The sequence below is a fragment of the Edaphobacter sp. genome (assembly GCF_035532915.1).
Lineage (GTDB): Bacteria > Acidobacteriota > Terriglobia > Terriglobales > Acidobacteriaceae > Edaphobacter.
Genome location: NZ_DATKQC010000437.1, coordinates 1 through 15,158 on the forward strand (window position 1 = coordinate 1; position 15,158 = coordinate 15,158).

A 15,158-nucleotide genomic window follows, 5' to 3' on the forward strand; every position below is an offset into this window, starting at 1 on the left:
TGCTCGATGTTGGAGGGATCGGGCCAGCGCGAAGGATTGTCGACTTCGATGACGCTGCCATCGGTGAGGGTGATCTTGTAGCGGACGCCGGGTGCGGTGGTGATGAGGTCGAGGTCGTACTCGCGCTCGAGGCGTTCCTGAATGATTTCGAGATGGAGCAGACCGAGGAAGCCGCAGCGGAAGCCGAAGCCGAGCGCGACGGAGCTTTCCGGCTCGAAGGAGAAGCTGGCGTCGTTGAGGCGCAGCTTTTCGAGCGCATCGCGCAGCAGCGCATGCTCGTGCGAGTCGACGGTGTAGAGACCGGCGAAGACCATGCTCTTGATATCTTCGAAGCCGGGAAGCGCTTCGGCGCAGGGATTTTCGACTGACGTGATGGTGTCGCCGACCTTGGTGTCGGCTACGTTCTTGATGGTCGCCACGAAGAAGCCGACTTCGCCTGCGGAGAGCTCGGACATCTCGACCGGCTTCGGTGTCATGACGCCCATGCTTTCGACGTCGAAGGTCTTGCCGTTCGACATGACCTTGATCTTCATGCCCTTGCGCAGCCTGCCGTTGACGATGCGGGCGAGCACGATGACGCCTCTGTAGGCGTCGAACCAGCTATCGAAGATCAGCGCCTGCAGCGGTGCCTCTGGATCGCCCTTTGGCGGCGGCAGCAGCGTCACGACCGCTTCGAGAATGTCGGCGACGTTGAGGCCGGTCTTGGCTGAGACCGCAATGGCGTCATCAGCAGGTAGCCCGACGGATTTTTCGATCATCTCCTTGGTGCGCTCGATATCGGCGCTGGGGAGGTCGATCTTGTTGATGATGGGGATGATCTCAAGGCCACCGGCGATGGCGAGGTAGGCATTGGCGAGGGTCTGTGCCTCGACGCCCTGCGACGCGTCGACGACCAGAAGCGCGCCTTCGCACGATGCCAGCGAGCGCGAGACCTCGTAGCTGAAGTCGACGTGGCCGGGCGTGTCGATGAGGTTGAGCTGATAGGTCTCGCCATCGTGCGCCTTGTACATCATGCGGACGGTGTGGGCCTTGATGGTGATGCCGCGCTCGCGCTCGAGGTCCATGGTGTCGAGCACCTGCATCTGCATCTCGCGCGCAGTGACTGATCCGGTCAGCTCGAGCAGACGGTCGGAGAGGGTGGACTTGCCATGGTCGATATGCGCGATGATCGCGAAGTTGCGGATGTGACTTGGATCCATACGGGGTGCGAACTGCCTCAACCTTCGATGCTATCACTCGGGCGGCGTCTGGTGAGGCTGAGGTGTATGCGGTGAGGCGGGGGGCAGATGCTCAGGTCTTGAGCGCGCAATACGTCTTACAATGAGCAGGGAAGATGGCTCGGACAACTCTACTATTCAAAGACGTGCGGCGATGGGCACTGGTGGCAGCGTGTGCGCCGCTGGTGATGCTCGCGGGCTGTCCGCAGAACCCGGGCGCGGCAAAGGCTAAAGTGCCGGCCCGGGCAATTGCGCCTGCGATTGACAACAGCTCAACGGCCAACACTCGGCAGGCAGGGAAGGTCGCAGCACCCCAGGCTGAGCCTGTCGATCCGGCGAAGACATACAAAGATCAACAGCTGGTCAGCCATGCCGAACAGCTCTATCGCAGCGGCGTGGATAACTACAGCGCGGGCCATCTCGATGCGGCGCGCGCAGATTTCAACGCGGCTGTCGACTCGATGCTGATGAGCGGGATGGACCTGAAGGGCGATCCGCAACTCGCCGACGAGTTCGACCATCTGCTGAGCGCGGTGAACTCGCTGGAGATGGCGGCGCTGAAGCAGGGCAATGGATTTTCGCCGACCATCGAAGAGGCCCCTCTCGATGCTGCCAATCAAGTCACCTTTCCGGCGAACCCTGCCCTGACCGCGAAGGTCGAGGCGGAGTTGAAGACGACGCAGTCGGACTTTCCGTTGGTGATCAATCAGTATGTGGCCGGCTTCATCAGCTATTTTTCCAATTCGCAGACAGGACACGCCCACCTGCTGCGCTCGCTCGAACGCGCCGGAAGATACAAGGAGATGATCTCGAAGGACCTGCGCGAAGAGGGCGTGCCCCAGGACCTGATCTACCTTGCGGTTGCTGAGTCGGGCTTTCAGCCTCAGGCGCTCAACGCGCGCTCGGGGGCTGGAGGCATGTGGCAGTTTATGCCGACGGGCGCCTATGGGCTGACGCGCAACGGCTGGTTCGATGAGCGCTTCGACCCCGAGAAATCGTCCAAGGCCTACGCGGTGTACATGAAGTCGCTCTACAACCAGTTTGGCGACTGGTATCTTGCGATGGCTGCGTATGACTGGGGCCCGGGCAACGTGCAGCGTGCCGTGATGCGGACCGGCTATGCCGACTTCTGGGAGCTCTATCGTCGCAACGTGCTTCCTGGGGAGACGAAGAATTATGTTCCGGGCATCATCGCCGCGATCATCATGTCGAAGAACCCGACGCAGTATGGGTTGGACAAGATGGTCCCCGAACCGGCTGTGGTTTCGGACACGGTGACGGTGGACTATGCGGTAGACCTGCGGTTGGTGGCGGATGTGACCAACGCAACGCTGCCTGAGATCGTGGGGCTGAATCCGAGCCTGCTGCGCATGACCACGCCGCGCGATATGCCGTTCGATCTGCACATCCCCGTCGGCACCAGCGAGTTGTTCGCTTCGCGGATGAAGCAGATTCCCGAGGACAAGCGCGACACCTGGCGGTTCCATGTTGTGCACGAGGGCGAGACGCTCGACGGCATTGCGACGTCTTTCCATGTTCATGCGAGTGAGGTTGCGGAGGAAAATGACCTGGCCGCGAACGACAGTGTCGATGCCGGGGATGAACTGGTGATCCCGATCGCGGCGGCAAGAGCTGTAGCCCATCCGCAAACATATAAAGTGCGTCGCGGCGATACGCTGGTTACGGTGGCCGACCGCTTCGGCGTGACGGTGGAGCAGTTGCGGCGCTGGAACAACCTGCGCTCATCTTCAGTAAAGACGGGCCATTCGTTGCGAGTCTCGGAGCCTGTGAAGCTCGCTCCGCATGTGCGTTCGCGCGGGAGATCATCACGCGGCCGCAGCCGATCAGGCGCTTCTTCGGTGTTATCGCACTCGAAATCACACGCCCCGCAGCGGAGCGCGACGAAAAAATCGAGCGCGAAATCGAAGCACCACGACGCCAAAACGAAACGGAAAGCTGCCAGATAAGTTACCTCGCGAAAAAGATTGCTTGCCTTCGGTAGCGCTTGGATGCAGACTGTTGCTAGAATCTCGTCGCAGGAAGTAACGATGGATTTTGTTGCGCCGTATTTGTAGCGAAGAGTCAGAGCAGTGCCGAGGGAAAATGACAATGACGTTCGACGACACGATTCGGTTCCATGCAGCCGCCGCAGATAACGACGATCACGACTTTGCCGATGAAGCAGAAGACGACGATCTGCGCCACCGCTTCGACGAGGACGATGAAGAAGAAGAAGAGGTCACCCTGAGTTCGGACGACGATGAGGATGACATCGACGAGGACGATGACGATGCATCGGGGCGGCCCGATACGCACGCCGAGGAGGCGACGCTGTTCAGCCTGCCACCGTCTCCGGCGAGTGGCTATACGCCTCCGACCAGGGAGGCGACTGTTCCGGTCAGCAACACGGCTCCGGCCAAAGCTGCGAAGCCGGTAGCTAAGAAGGCAGCAGCGAAGAAAGCTCCGGCGAAGAAGGCTGCACCAGCGAAGAAGGCCGTCAAGAAAGCGGCGGCTAAGCCGTCGAAGAAGCCGGTGGCTGCCAGGAAGGTTGCAGCGAAGAAGGCTGCAACAAAGAAGGTTGTGGCGAAGAAAGCCGTAGCAAAGAAAGTGGCCGCGAAGAAAAGCCCGGCCAAAAAGACATTGAGTTCTGCCGCGAAGAAGTCCAGTGCTCTGCGCGGCGGTAAGGTCGCCCCTAAAAAGGCGTCCGGCAACAAGAGCACTGCCAGTAACAAAAAACCAACGAAGAGAGGTAATACCTTGGCAACCAAGAAAGCAGCAGCAAAGAAGGCCCCTGCAAAGAAGGCAGCGGCAAAGAAGGCAGTGAAGAAGGCCCCGGCAAAGAAGGCAGCGGCGAAGAAGGCTCCTGCGAAGAAGGCAGCAGCAAAGAAGGCTCCTGCAAAGAAGGCCGCGAAGAAGGCAACAAAGAAGTAAGCATTAACTAAGGCAAGCAAAAAGGCCCGGACACTCGATTGAGAGCCCGGGCCTTTTTGCGTCTGCTGATATCTACTTTTTGGCTTCTTCGATTGCGGCGAGAACCTCTTCGCTGTGATGGTCCACCTGCACGTCGGGCCAGAACTTCACGACCTTGCCCTTGGGCGAGATGAGGAACGTCTGCCGCTTGGCGAAGTGCATATCGCCGTGCGTCATCACCGGGACGCCATACAGATCGACGACCTTATGATCGGGGTCAGCCAGCATCTTGAAGTTAAAGGTGTCCTTTGCGCACCATGCCTTGTGGCTGGCAACGGTGTCGAGGCTGACGCCCATGACAACCGCATTCAGCGCGTGGTACTTGGTGAGGTCGCGCTGGAAGTTATGCGCTTCGATGGTGCATCCCTGGGTCTGGTCTTTGGGATAGAAGTAGAGGACGACCCACTTGCCCTTGAACTCGCTGAGGCTGATGGGCCTGTCTTCCTGAGACGGAAGCGTGAAGTTCGGTGCGGTCATGCCGACCTTCACCGTATCTGTATCTGTGTCGGCGGCATGGGCTTTCAGACCAATGCCGAATGTCGCGACTAAACCTACGACCGCAGCAAGCAAAATTCCTTTGCGCATCTTCGTTCCCCTTTGTGAAACATGATGAATATACGAGCCCATCTGTCTATAAGACTCCTGCTCTGAGTCATCAGACGCGAATTTTACGGCTTAGTTACAAGATTGTGACAATTGCTCTACTCTGCGACGATGGCGATGCCAGCCGCATCTGCGGCAGCAGTGATGGCAGCCGGGTCGAACATCAGTGTTCTGCCCGCTTCAATGGCGAGGCAGGTTGCATTCGCGCTTTGCATCGCCTGAATCGTGGCGACGCCGATCACTGGCACGTCGAAGCGCATGTCCTGGTTAGGCTTAGCGACTTTTACGACGGTCAGCGAGCGGCTGAGAGTGGTTTGGCCCTCGTCGTCGAGCGTGCGGAAGAGCGCCCCTGCACGCTCGATGGTGGCGTCTGTGCCTTCCATGGCTTCGACCGCGACGCAGGCCTGTGCGGCGATCACGACGGTCTGGCCAAGGTCGTATCCGGCGATGGCCTGGGCCACGGTTCGGCCGTATGCGATGTCTTTGAGTTCCTCTTCGCTGGGAGCGCGGCTGGTGAGAACGCCGGGCTTTGCGAGCAGCGGTTCGAGGTACGCGGTCGAGGAAATCAGCTCAATGCCTTCGTCGCCCAGAACTTTTGCCACCGCTCCAAGCAGCATATCGGTGTTGCGCGTGCGCAGGTTGAGCAGCAGCTTCGCCAGTCGCCAGTCAGGGCGGATGCTCGAAAAGATCTGCTTGTGTTTGACCTGCCCAGCCATGACGGCGCGCGAGACGCCTTCGGCCTGAAAGGTTTCGATGAGTCGGGAGAGTTCGCCAAGCGACATCCAGTGAACGTGGATGTCGGCGTCGGCTGCGGCGCGAGCGTCGATCTCGGGGTCAGTCTCCTCCTTGATCGCTGCGACGACGACCTGGAGGCCGTGGGCGCGTGCAGCGTCAAGAAGGAGGAAAGGGAAGCGACCGTTGCCGGCGATGAGGCCGAGTTTATCCATATCCAATGATGCCATTGCAAAGCAAAGTCTACTTCTTGCCTTCGACTTCGTCCCTGAGGTGGATGGTGCGGCCAGTCTGCGCAGAGCGTCGAGCAGCGTCAAGAATGCGCACGACGGTAACGTTGGTGTCGAGCGAGGTCATGTCGTGCTCCGGTTTGAAGGAGCCGCCGAGAACAGCGCCGAGATAATTGAGCGAATTGTTCTGGGGCGGCGCAAGCGCGGGTGCGTCTTCGATGTGCTCGGCGTGTTCGCCGGGGAGACGGACGCGCAGCTTCACGCCGGGAGCGCCGTCCACATAAAGCGTGTCGATGTAGCCTTTGACGCCGTAGACCTCCATGTCCTTGCGGTCGAAGGGCCAGTTCCACGAGCCTTGAATGATGGTCTGCGCGTGCGGGTAGGTGAGGATGATGGTGCTGTCGTCATCGACGTTGGGATAGATCTGCGGCTTGATGTGCAGGGTGACGGCGGTGACGGTGAGCGGCAGTTCGCCGTGCATCATCCATGTGGTGAGATCGACGCCGTAGCAGCCGAAGTCGAAGAGTGCACCAGCGCCGTTCTGCTTTGGATCGGTGAGCCACTTGAAGAAGTCGGGGCTGACGCCGATCTCCTTGGGGCCGCGATGCCCATCGTGAAAGACGAGCTTGCGCAGCTCGCCGATCTGTCCGGCTTCAAGCATGTTGTTCGCAGCGGTGTTGGAGGCGTACCAGGTGGTCTCGTAGTTGGTGAGCACGGGGACGTTGTACTTCTGCGAGAGCTTCTGGATGGCCAGGGCGTCTTCGACGGTGGTGGCGAGCGGCTTCTCGACCATGGCGGCGATGTGGAGCCGCGCGGCCTGCTCGATGGCGGCGCGGTGCCCGGCGATCGCGGTGTAGACGAGGATCGCCTGCGGGTGAGTCTTGGCGAGCATCGCCGCTTCGGACGAGTAGAAGAGATTTTCAGTTAGATGGAACCGCGTGGCGTACTTCTGGCGCAGTGCGGCGTCGGGTTCGGAGATGCCTACGAGGTCGACATCGGGATGCGAAGGCAGCTCGTGAAGGAAGCCCATGATGTGGTCGTGGTTCAGCCCGACGACGGCGACGCGAATGTGCTGTGGCGATTGCGCGGGTGCTTTGTTCGAAGTGAAGAACAAGGCAGAGAGGAGGCAGGCCGAAGAGATGAGCTTTGATGGCAGCGAAAGGAACATCGGAGAAGCACCTTATCTTTCTACTTACGGTTTGTGTGAGGTTATGCGACCCAGTCCAGGCCCTTTTTAGCTACCAGCGTCAGCAGTTTGAGCGATGCTCCCTGCGGCTTTTTTTCACCGCGCTCCCATTGGGAGATGAGATTGACGGAGACGCCGAGATGACGCGCGAAGACTGCCTGGCTGGCCCTCTCACGCTCGCGGATGTCCGCGATCTGGCGCGGGCTTAACGGCTCCACAGGGGTAAGGCACAGTTCGTCGAAGTGGCGCATGGTTTTTTTATCCATCACCCCGGCACCATGAAGGTCTTCGGCTGTTTCATGGATAGCGGCGAAGACCGGACTACGATATTTCCTGCTCGCAGCGGATTTCTTCAAGAGCGCCGCCCTTGAGTGCGGAGGCGATTGCTTTTTCGTCATAGCTCAGCATCCTTTCTGCGAGATCTTTCAATCCCGCGACCTCATCTCGTTCCAGATTGTCCTGCGTATTTTTTGCAAATCTAAGAATAAAGAAAGCGACCTTATGGGCCTTGAAGAAGATAATCGTACGAAATCCAGCCGATTTTCCCTGTCCCTTGCGGGCAATGCGCTGTTTGTAAACTCCGCCGCCTAAATTTGCATGGGCCAGCCCGGTCGAAATCTCGCGAACTGCCTTGCAAAGCGAATCGTCAGAGAGCGCATTCTCATTTGCAAATCGCCGAAACTGCCTATTGAGAAAGACGCGCATTCCGTTCGATTCCTTACTGTAGCACAGAGTGTTATAGCTTGAAATTCATTTGATAATGCCGCGGTCGCTGTTGGCGATGAAGTCGGCGAGATAGGCGACGTGTTCGCCAGCGCCTTTGGTGATGGTCTCGCGGATGGCTTCGAGGGCTTGTGTTGTATTCAGCTTCGAGGCTTGCAGCAGACGGTAGGCAGCGCGCAGCTCTTTCAACTGTTCGGGTGTGAAGCCGCGACGCTCCAGACCGACTTTGTTCAGGCCATAGGCGTGGTTGTTGCGTTCGATGCTGGTCAGCGAGTAGGGCAGCACATTCTGCGTGATGGTGGTGCCACCGCCGATGTAGGAGTATTTGCCGATGCGGCAGAACTGGTGCACGGGGCAGAGAGCACCGACGACAGCGTAGTCCTCGACGATGACGTGTCCAGCCAGAGTCGCCGAGTTGGCCAGGATGCAGCCGTTGCCGATGTGCGAGTCGTGGCCGATGTGGGTGTAGGCCATGATGAGGCAACCGTTGCCCACGGTCGTTAGACCACCTCCGCCATTCGTACCGCGGGAGATGGTGACGTACTCGCGGATGGTGTTGTCATCGCCTATCGTCAGCCGCGTTGGCTCGCCGGCGTACTTCAGGTCTTGCGGAGAGATGCCGAGGCAGGCGAAGGAGTAGATGCGGTTCCGGTTGCCTATGGTCAGGTGCCCGTCGAGGACGACGTGCGAGACCAGCTCGCAGTCTTCGCCGAGCACGACGTTCGCTCCGATGGTGCAGTACGGGCCGACCGTGCAGGACTCCGGGGTGATGGCTCCTGCGGCTACGATTGCGGTCGGGTGGATGCTCACTCGGCTGGTACCTCGGAGGCCGGCTTCTTCGCCGCGCGGGGCACGAGCTGGCACATCACCGTCGCCTCGCATGCCACCTTGCCGTCGACAGTGGCGATGCCGAGCATCTTGACGGCGCGGCTGCGCCACTGCAGCACCGTGACCTCGATGCGCAGTTGATCGCCGGGAACGACGGGACGGCGGAACTTGGCGTTGTCGATCCCGGTGAAGACCATCAGCTTGTCGGCGCGGTCGGGAATCTCGGTGAGCAGCAATGCTCCACCTGCCTGCGCGATGGCTTCGACGATCAGCACGCCGGGCATGATGGGGTAGTCGGGAAAGTGTCCCTGAAAGTGCGGCTCGTTGAAGGTGACGTTCTTGATGGCGACGATGCGCTGCTTGCGCTCCATCTCGACGACGCGGTCGATCAGTAGGAAGGGATAGCGATGCGGCAGGATGGACATGATTTCGACGACGTCCATCGTCTGTTTGGCGGCCTCGGGGGCTTGCGGCGAATTGGTTTGCGGTTCACGCTCAGAATCAGTCATGGCAGCCCTGAGTATAAACCGCCGGGTTACTTCTTTTTCAGCAGATGGTCGGGGTTGAACAGTTCGTGGGGCAGACCGGTGTTGTACTGCACGTTGGTCAGAAAGCGCTGGTTGGCCATGTCGCCGTTGTGGTAACGGGTAACAGTCAGCGCCGTGGGCAGGCCCTGCATGGTGTGGTAGTCGTCGTACTCCTCGACGTCCTCGTCGTGGTCTTTGAAGGTGGTATTGCGCCACTGGAAGGTGCGGCGCAAGGGCAGGTGCGTGGTGGCATCGAGGTCGATGGTGACGGCGTCGTTATTGGCGCTCAAGATAGTCACCTGATCGGCCATGCGGCGCTCGACCATGCTGGTGCCGTCGTAGAGGACCATGACGCCGGGGGCTTTGAGCCAGGTGCGGACGACCGCTTCGATGGAGTGGGCCTGCCTGCGGTAGTAGTCCTCGACCTGGTCTTTGGGCAGCGTGGTCTTGCCCTTGAAGGTGACCTCGTAGCCCTCGCCGCCGGTCCAGATCTGCACGACATCGATCTTTTTGCCGGGGAAGATCATGCTCTTGTCGGTGAGGAAGCCGATGCGCTCGGCCTGTTGCTGATTCGCGCCGGGAAACTGCTGCCACGCGTCAAACTCGACCACCATGCCGTTGGGTCTTCCCTGAAAGAAGGTGGCGATTTGACCATGGAACTGCATGTCCCTGCGATGGAGCCACGCGTCTCCGCCGAGCGCGGTGACCATCTCGTCCATGAGTTGGCGTCCGCGCTGCTCCTGCGTCTGCGGCGAGGGCTGGGCGATCTGGGTTGAGGATGGCGCAGCCGCGGCGCTGGGAATATCGCTGGCCTGTGCCAGCAGGGCGGGCGATGCAAGCGTGCCTAACAAGATGCCTGACAACAGGGTACAGAGAACCTTCTTCATCGAAACTCCGTTTGCGGTGAATCCATCCGCTTCTTGGACGCCCGAGGGAGGGCGAATGTTCGGGCAAAAAATATTGTGCACAGATCCCGCTTCTTCGATAATCTCATCCTCACGCAATCGCACTGCCTGCGCGGGGCGTTGCAAATCCTCTCAACAGCGGAGCCCGTCCGAATATGAAGATAGCCGTAGTGATAGCTCGCGTTTTACTTGGCCTGATGTTTCTCGTCTTCGGCCTCAACTACTTCTTCCATTTTCTCCCCCAGACGCCGCCGCCGGGTGATGCCGGAGTCCTGTTGGGCATCTTCTACTCGCATGGCTGGCTGACCTTCCACGGTGTGCTCTACGTCCTTGCCGGAGCATTGCTGGTGGCCGGATGGTACGTTCCCGTCGCGTTGACGATTCTTGGCCCCTTCATCGTCAACATCCTGCTCTTCCACCTCACGATCGCACCCGGCATTGCACCCGGTCTGGTGGCGGCTGTACTGGAGCTGTTCCTGATCTGGGCGTACTGGCCAGCCTTCCGGGGTATCTTCACGGCGAAGATGGAGCCGTAACAACAGATGCGTCGGAGAATGGCTACATCAACTTCAACGGCAACCAGACGAAGGCAGCCAAGCTGAGCCCTTACCAGGATGGAACCGGGCTGGGCGGAGCGAGGCTCCTGCTGGGTCTGTTTGACAACCCGGGCGCAACCATCGTGACGCATCAGCCGCGCTGGCTGTCGAGCTACTCCGCTGCCTTTGTCCGACAGCGTGCAGATGCGTGACTCCACGACGCAGTTCCGTACGATGGCGAGCCCATTCAGGACCAGCCTTTCCCATATCGGGATTGCCATGTTTCTGACTTTGCAAAGTAACCATTTCTTCTTCGGTTGCTTCTAAGTTCTTGATGGCCATCATTAGCAGCGCTTGCAATTTCACCAATCGCAGATTCTTTCAAAAAGGCCCCCACCATGCGTAAATTCAAAGTTCTACTTTGTCGTGCAGCTTTACTCGCGAGTGTAGCTTTGCTTGCGCCCGTCGGCCTGGTGCCAGCGGCCAACGCTCAAGTCTCCATTGGTATCGGCATAGGCGGCCCGCCACCTGTTTGTCCCTATGGCTACTATGACTATGCCCCTTATTCCTGCGCGCCTGGGGGCTATTATGGGCCAGGCTATTTTTATAACGGCATCTTCATGGGCGTGGGTCCGTGGTATCAGTGGGGCTATCGCCACGGCTGGGGGAATCATCGCTTCATCGGCTCTCGCGGCGGAAGATATTACGGCGACGGAAGAGGCCATCACTATGCGCGAGGCCATTATGGCAGGCCCGGTTATCGAGGCAATCGTGGTTACGGCGGCGGGCCACGAAGAGAATCCCGTGGGGGCGGTGAACACCACGGTGGTAATCATGGCAACGGACGCGGTGGTGATCATGGTGGCGGACACGGCGGTGATCACGGCGGCGGGGGGCATCGCTAACTGACGGTTGCCGAATCGAGCCATACATAGTACAAGGGCGGCGGGGCGTAAAGCTCCGCCGCTTTGTGTTGTACGGACTCGCGAGGTTATGTCCGAAGAATGCTTGCCGGTGATCGTGACATTTAAGCGTAGACGGAATGGAGTATTTCAGGATGAAGCGACGCGATGTGTTGAAGGGGCTTTCGATTGTGGCCGGGGGAGCGTTGTGCACTACGCCTGCTCTGTCGGCGTTTGCACTGGACGGCGATAAGCCCGCTGCTGTGCCTCCATTGGCGTTGGCGATTCGAGGCCTGATCAGGAAAGACGGCAAGCTGATGCAGCCCATTCAAATCTTCGTGCAAAATCCTGGTGCTGGCGCTGCGGTGGTAACGACGCTCAATGGCACGGAGATCGACAGCAGAACGCTAGCCTCGGGGCAGCACACCTTCAACGTGCTGATCGATGCGGTGACAGAGGCACGCGACGGCTCGGTTACGGTGAAGGCGGGAGAGAACACGAGTTCAGCGGTGGTGAAGCTGCAGCCGGTTCGCAAGGTGCTGGTCTATGTGCTGCCGCACTCGCATCACGATCTTGGGTACACCGACCTGCAGGCGAATGTAGAAGAGAAGCAGATGCAGAACATCACGCTGGGTATGGAGCTGGCGAAGAAGACGGCGGGGTATCCGGAGGGCTCGCGGTTTGTGTGGAACCTCGAAGTGCTGTGGGGGGCCGATCTGTTTATGCGTCGCAGGCCGCAAGGTGAGAGGGATGCGTTTGTCGAAGCGGTGAAGAAGGGCTGGGTAGCCATCAACGGAATGTATGCGAATGAGTTGACGGGGCTGTGCCGGCCGGAGGAGTTGATGCAACTGTTCCGGTATGGGACGGAGCTTGGGAAGACGTGCGGCGTGCGTGTGGACTCGGCGATGATCAGCGACGTGCCGGGATACACGTGGGGTACGGTGACGGCAATGTCGCAGGCGGGCATACGGTATTTTTCTGCTGCGCCGAATTTCTTCGACCGCATCGGAAGTCTGATGGAGGAGTGGCAGGACAAGCCGTTCTGGGCGGTGTCGCCTTCGGGCAAGGAGAAGGTGCTGGTGTGGATTCCGTGGACGGGCTATGCGATGTCGCATGTGATGAAGCTGAGCCCGGAGTGGGTGGGCAAGTATCAGGATCGCCTGGATACGGCGGGATTCAGGTACGACATCTCGTACATTCGCTGGTCGGGCCATGGTGACAATGCGGTGCCTGATCCGGAGCTGAGCGAGTTTATTAAAGGATGGAACGAGGAGTATGAGTGGCCGAAGTTTCACATCTCATCGACGAGCGAGGCGTTCTCCGCGTTTGAGAAGCGGCATGGCAGCGAGGTGCCGGAGATGCATGGAGACCTGACGCCGTATTGGGAAGACGGCGCAGGATCGTCGGCGTTGGAGACGAAGATGAATCGCGTGGCCGCGGACCGGCTGACGCAGGCAGAGGCGCTGGGCGCGATGTTTTCACCTGCGGCCCTCAGCACGGCGAAGGTGAATGAGGCTTGGCGGAATATCTTGCTGTACTCCGAACACACTTGGGGAGCGTGGTGCAGTGTCTCGGATTCGGAGAGCGACTTCACGAAGAAGCAGTGGGATGTCAAGCGGCAGTTTGCGGTGGATGCGGAGAGTATGTCGAAGTCGCTGCTCGATGGCGCGCTGAAGTCTGCGGGTGCAGGCTCGGATGCTGCGGCGATTGATGTGCATAACTCGACCTCGTGGCCTCGGAGCGAACTGGTGGTGCTGTCGGCTGCGATGTCCGCGGCGGGGGATCATGTGAAGACGGAGCACGGAGCTTCCGTGCCGTCGCAGCGCCTTTCGAGCGGGGAGCTGGCGTTTCTGGCGCAGGATGTTCCGGCGTTTGGCAGCGCTAGATTTCATCTTTCGCGTGCAAAGGCATTGGCTCCGGCGAAGCATGTGACGTTCAAGGATGGTGTGCTTGAAAACAGCGTGTTGCGAGTAAAGATCGATGCAGCGACTGGCAATGTGGTGGAGATGTCACGGCATGGCAAGACCGAAAATCTGGTGGATAGCAGCCAGGGGCAGGCGGCGAATGAGTATCTCTTCCTTGAAGGAGGCGATGTGTCGAAGGTGCAGCAGAGCGGGGCAGCTACGATCCATGTCGAAGAGGCAGGGCCATTGGTGGTTTCGGTCCGCGTCGAGTCGGCTGCGCCGGGCTGCAATAGCCTGGTGCGCAGGGTTCGGCTTGTCGCTGGGGAAGATCATGTCGAACTGACCAATGTTGTCGATAAGAAACGCGCACCGTTGAATCCGCATCCCGGTAAAGGCGGACCTGGAGATGACTTCGCGCAGCGGGAGGCGAAGGAGAGCGTGCAGTTCGCGTTTCCATTTGCTGTTCGTGACGGCGCGATGCGGATGGATATTCCGTTGGGGATGATGCGGCCGGAGATCGATCAGCTTCCGGGAGCGTGTAAGAACTGGCTTCCGGTAGGGCGCTGGATCGATGTGTCGAATGCGGAGCATGGAGTGACGTGGGTAACGCTGGATGCGCCGCTGGTGGAGGTGGGCGAGATCTCGGCGAACATGTTGGGATCTCAGCGTGACCCGAAGCTGTGGCGTCACCACATCGCGCCGACACAAAAGTTTTATTCGTGGGCGATGAATAACCACTGGGGAACGAACTATCGTGCCTATCAGGAAGGCGTGGTCGAGTTTCGCTATGCGCTGCGGCCTCATGCGGGCTACGATGCGGCGGCTGCGAGTCGATTCGCGATTGGGCTCTCACAACCGTTGGTGACGACGGTGGCGAGTGCGGGTGCGGTGAAGCCTGCGCTGCTGCGGGTTGAGCCGCAGGATGTGCTCGCGCTGGCGTTGAAGGCCGGTGATGATGGCGCGGGAACGGTGATCCGATTGTTTGGGGCTTCCGGCGAAGAACGACGCGCGACGTTAACATGGACTGCGCCGGTAGCACCGCAACTTTGGATCAGCGATCTGAGTGAGCAACGGGTGAAGCGCGTGGAGCATGAGGTGACTGTTGCGGGATGGGACCTTGTGACACTGCGCGCGGATCATGCTTGATCTTTGCTTCGTCCATCAGGGCAAAAGATAATTTGATTCACCGATGCAGGATGGAGGAGTGATGAAGCGACGAGAGTTTCTCAGGTCGGCGGCACTGACCGCCGCGGCCTCGGCTGCGCTTTCGCCCTGGCAAGGAGTTGTCATGGCGCAGCAGGGCGCGGTGGCCCCAGCCGTTCAGGAAGATGTGAAGCGAGTGGTTGCGGTGTTCAAGTGCCATCTCGATATCGGCTTCACCGATACGCAGGCGAACGTGATGCAGAAGTACTTTAAACAGTACTATCCGCAGGCGATTGCGCTGACGGCTCAGCGCAGAGAGGCGGGGCAGGACCGATACGTTTGGACGACGGGGTCGTGGCTGCTCTACGAGTATTTGGAGCAGGCGAGCAGCGACGAACGGCGGAGGATGGAGCAGGCGATTGCACAGGGAGATATCGCGTGGCACTCGCTGCCGTTCAGTTGGCAGACGGAGATGCTTGACCGCTCGGCGATTGAGGGATGCCTCGGTCTTTCGACGTCGTTAGACAAGCGCTTTGGGCATACAACGATCGCCGGGAAGATGACGGATGTTCCGTGTCATTCGCGGGGAATAGTCGCTCCGCTGGCTGCGGGTGGGGTGCGGTTGCTGGATATCGGAGTGAACCCTGCGAGCACGCCGCCGGATGTGCCTGATGTTTTTCTGTGGAAGGAACCCGAGGGAGCCGAGATCGCAGTGCTGTATCACCGGCACGATTATGGGAGCGTGGTGCGGG

General features: G+C 59.6%; 14 protein-coding genes and 1 pseudogene. 6 read left to right on the top strand and 9 right to left on the bottom strand.

Annotated features, from left to right (window positions below; genetic code table 11):
• Positions 1-1,199: translation elongation factor 4 (gene lepA / locus VMU57_RS20475; RefSeq protein WP_325386826.1), on the bottom strand; the 1,199-nt coding region annotated here is incomplete at its 3' end.
• A gap of 134 nt (positions 1,200-1,333) precedes the next feature.
• Between lepA and VMU57_RS20480 the strand changes: the two genes are divergently transcribed.
• Positions 1,334-3,184, top strand: coding sequence for a lytic transglycosylase domain-containing protein (locus VMU57_RS20480; RefSeq protein ID WP_325386828.1), 1,851 nt, complete (start codon positions 1,334-1,336; stop codon positions 3,182-3,184).
• Between the two features lie 136 nt (positions 3,185-3,320).
• Positions 3,321-4,148, top strand: a complete 828-nt coding sequence (locus VMU57_RS20485; RefSeq protein ID WP_325386830.1) for a hypothetical protein — start codon at positions 3,321-3,323, stop codon at positions 4,146-4,148.
• A gap of 72 nt (positions 4,149-4,220) precedes the next feature.
• Here the strand turns inward: VMU57_RS20485 and VMU57_RS20490 are convergent, their stop codons facing one another.
• The 8 genes from VMU57_RS20490 to VMU57_RS20525 all read right to left on the bottom strand — a co-directional run bounded on the left by VMU57_RS20490 (position 4,221) and on the right by VMU57_RS20525 (position 9,903).
• A complete protein-coding gene (locus tag VMU57_RS20490; protein WP_325386832.1) occupies positions 4,221-4,772 on the bottom strand; it encodes a peroxiredoxin in 552 nt (183 codons plus the stop codon).
• 116 nt (positions 4,773-4,888) lie between these two features.
• Positions 4,889-5,752: an LpxI family protein gene (locus VMU57_RS20495; RefSeq protein WP_325386834.1), complete on the bottom strand. Its 864-nt coding sequence runs from the start codon at positions 5,750-5,752 to the stop codon at positions 4,889-4,891.
• Between the two features lie 13 nt (positions 5,753-5,765).
• Positions 5,766-6,920 (bottom strand): Gfo/Idh/MocA family oxidoreductase, encoded by a 1,155-nt coding sequence (locus VMU57_RS20500; protein WP_325386836.1) that lies wholly within the window; start codon positions 6,918-6,920, stop codon positions 5,766-5,768.
• A gap of 41 nt (positions 6,921-6,961) precedes the next feature.
• Positions 6,962-7,294, bottom strand: a complete 333-nt coding sequence (locus VMU57_RS20505; RefSeq protein ID WP_325386838.1) for a DNA-binding transcriptional regulator — start codon at positions 7,292-7,294, stop codon at positions 6,962-6,964.
• Positions 7,260-7,643, bottom strand: coding sequence for a type II toxin-antitoxin system RelE/ParE family toxin (locus VMU57_RS20510; RefSeq protein WP_325386840.1), 384 nt, complete (start codon positions 7,641-7,643; stop codon positions 7,260-7,262). The genes VMU57_RS20505 and VMU57_RS20510 overlap by 35 nt, the downstream gene beginning before the upstream one ends.
• Positions 7,644-7,688: 45 nt before the next feature.
• Positions 7,689-8,471, bottom strand: a complete 783-nt coding sequence (lpxA, locus tag VMU57_RS20515) for an acyl-ACP--UDP-N-acetylglucosamine O-acyltransferase (protein ID WP_325386852.1) — start codon at positions 8,469-8,471, stop codon at positions 7,689-7,691.
• Positions 8,468-8,998: a 3-hydroxyacyl-ACP dehydratase FabZ gene (gene fabZ, locus VMU57_RS20520; RefSeq protein ID WP_325386842.1), complete on the bottom strand. Its 531-nt coding sequence runs from the start codon at positions 8,996-8,998 to the stop codon at positions 8,468-8,470. The genes lpxA and fabZ overlap by 4 nt, the downstream gene beginning before the upstream one ends.
• A 26-nt stretch (positions 8,999-9,024) precedes the next feature.
• The gene (locus VMU57_RS20525) at positions 9,025-9,903 is read right to left on the bottom strand and encodes a hypothetical protein (RefSeq protein WP_325386845.1); all 879 of its coding nucleotides are present in this window, start codon (positions 9,901-9,903) and stop codon (positions 9,025-9,027) included.
• A gap of 173 nt (positions 9,904-10,076) precedes the next feature.
• Here VMU57_RS20525 and VMU57_RS20530 point away from each other — a divergent pair, with 173 nt between their 5' ends.
• The 4 genes and pseudogenes from VMU57_RS20530 to VMU57_RS20545 all read left to right on the top strand — a co-directional run.
• The gene (locus VMU57_RS20530; RefSeq protein WP_325386847.1) at positions 10,077-10,457 is read left to right on the top strand and encodes a DoxX family protein; all 381 of its coding nucleotides are present in this window, start codon (positions 10,077-10,079) and stop codon (positions 10,455-10,457) included.
• A gap of 588 nt (positions 10,458-11,045) precedes the next feature.
• Complete coding sequence (locus VMU57_RS20535) at positions 11,046-11,366, top strand: hypothetical protein (protein WP_325386848.1); 321 nt, start codon at positions 11,046-11,048, stop codon at positions 11,364-11,366.
• Positions 11,367-11,514: 148 nt separating this feature from the next.
• Positions 11,515-14,409: a glycoside hydrolase family 38 C-terminal domain-containing protein gene (locus VMU57_RS20540; protein ID WP_325386850.1), complete on the top strand. Its 2,895-nt coding sequence runs from the start codon at positions 11,515-11,517 to the stop codon at positions 14,407-14,409.
• A gap of 61 nt (positions 14,410-14,470) precedes the next feature.
• Positions 14,471-15,158, top strand: a pseudogene (locus VMU57_RS20545) (DUF5054 domain-containing protein); the annotation flags it as partial.

Excerpts from the sequence above, each read along its gene's own strand:
- VMU57_RS20480 (WP_325386828.1), top strand. The coding sequence starts at position 1,334 with ATGGCTCGGACAACTCTACTATTCAAAGACGTGCGGCGATGGGCACTG.
- VMU57_RS20485 (WP_325386830.1), top strand. The coding sequence starts at position 3,321 with ATGACAATGACGTTCGACGACACGATTCGGTTCCATGCAGCCGCCGCA.
- VMU57_RS20490 (WP_325386832.1), bottom strand. The coding sequence starts at position 4,772 with ATGCGCAAAGGAATTTTGCTTGCTGCGGTCGTAGGTTTAGTCGCGACA.
- VMU57_RS20495 (WP_325386834.1), bottom strand. The coding sequence starts at position 5,752 with ATGGCATCATTGGATATGGATAAACTCGGCCTCATCGCCGGCAACGGT.
- VMU57_RS20500 (WP_325386836.1), bottom strand. The coding sequence starts at position 6,920 with ATGTTCCTTTCGCTGCCATCAAAGCTCATCTCTTCGGCCTGCCTCCTC.
- VMU57_RS20510 (WP_325386840.1), bottom strand. The coding sequence starts at position 7,643 with ATGCGCGTCTTTCTCAATAGGCAGTTTCGGCGATTTGCAAATGAGAAT.
- fabZ (WP_325386842.1), bottom strand. The coding sequence starts at position 8,998 with ATGACTGATTCTGAGCGTGAACCGCAAACCAATTCGCCGCAAGCCCCC.
- VMU57_RS20525 (WP_325386845.1), bottom strand. The coding sequence starts at position 9,903 with ATGAAGAAGGTTCTCTGTACCCTGTTGTCAGGCATCTTGTTAGGCACG.
- VMU57_RS20530 (WP_325386847.1), top strand. The coding sequence starts at position 10,077 with ATGAAGATAGCCGTAGTGATAGCTCGCGTTTTACTTGGCCTGATGTTT.
- VMU57_RS20535 (WP_325386848.1), top strand. The coding sequence starts at position 11,046 with ATGGGCCAGGCTATTTTTATAACGGCATCTTCATGGGCGTGGGTCCGT.
- VMU57_RS20540 (WP_325386850.1), top strand. The coding sequence starts at position 11,515 with ATGAAGCGACGCGATGTGTTGAAGGGGCTTTCGATTGTGGCCGGGGGA.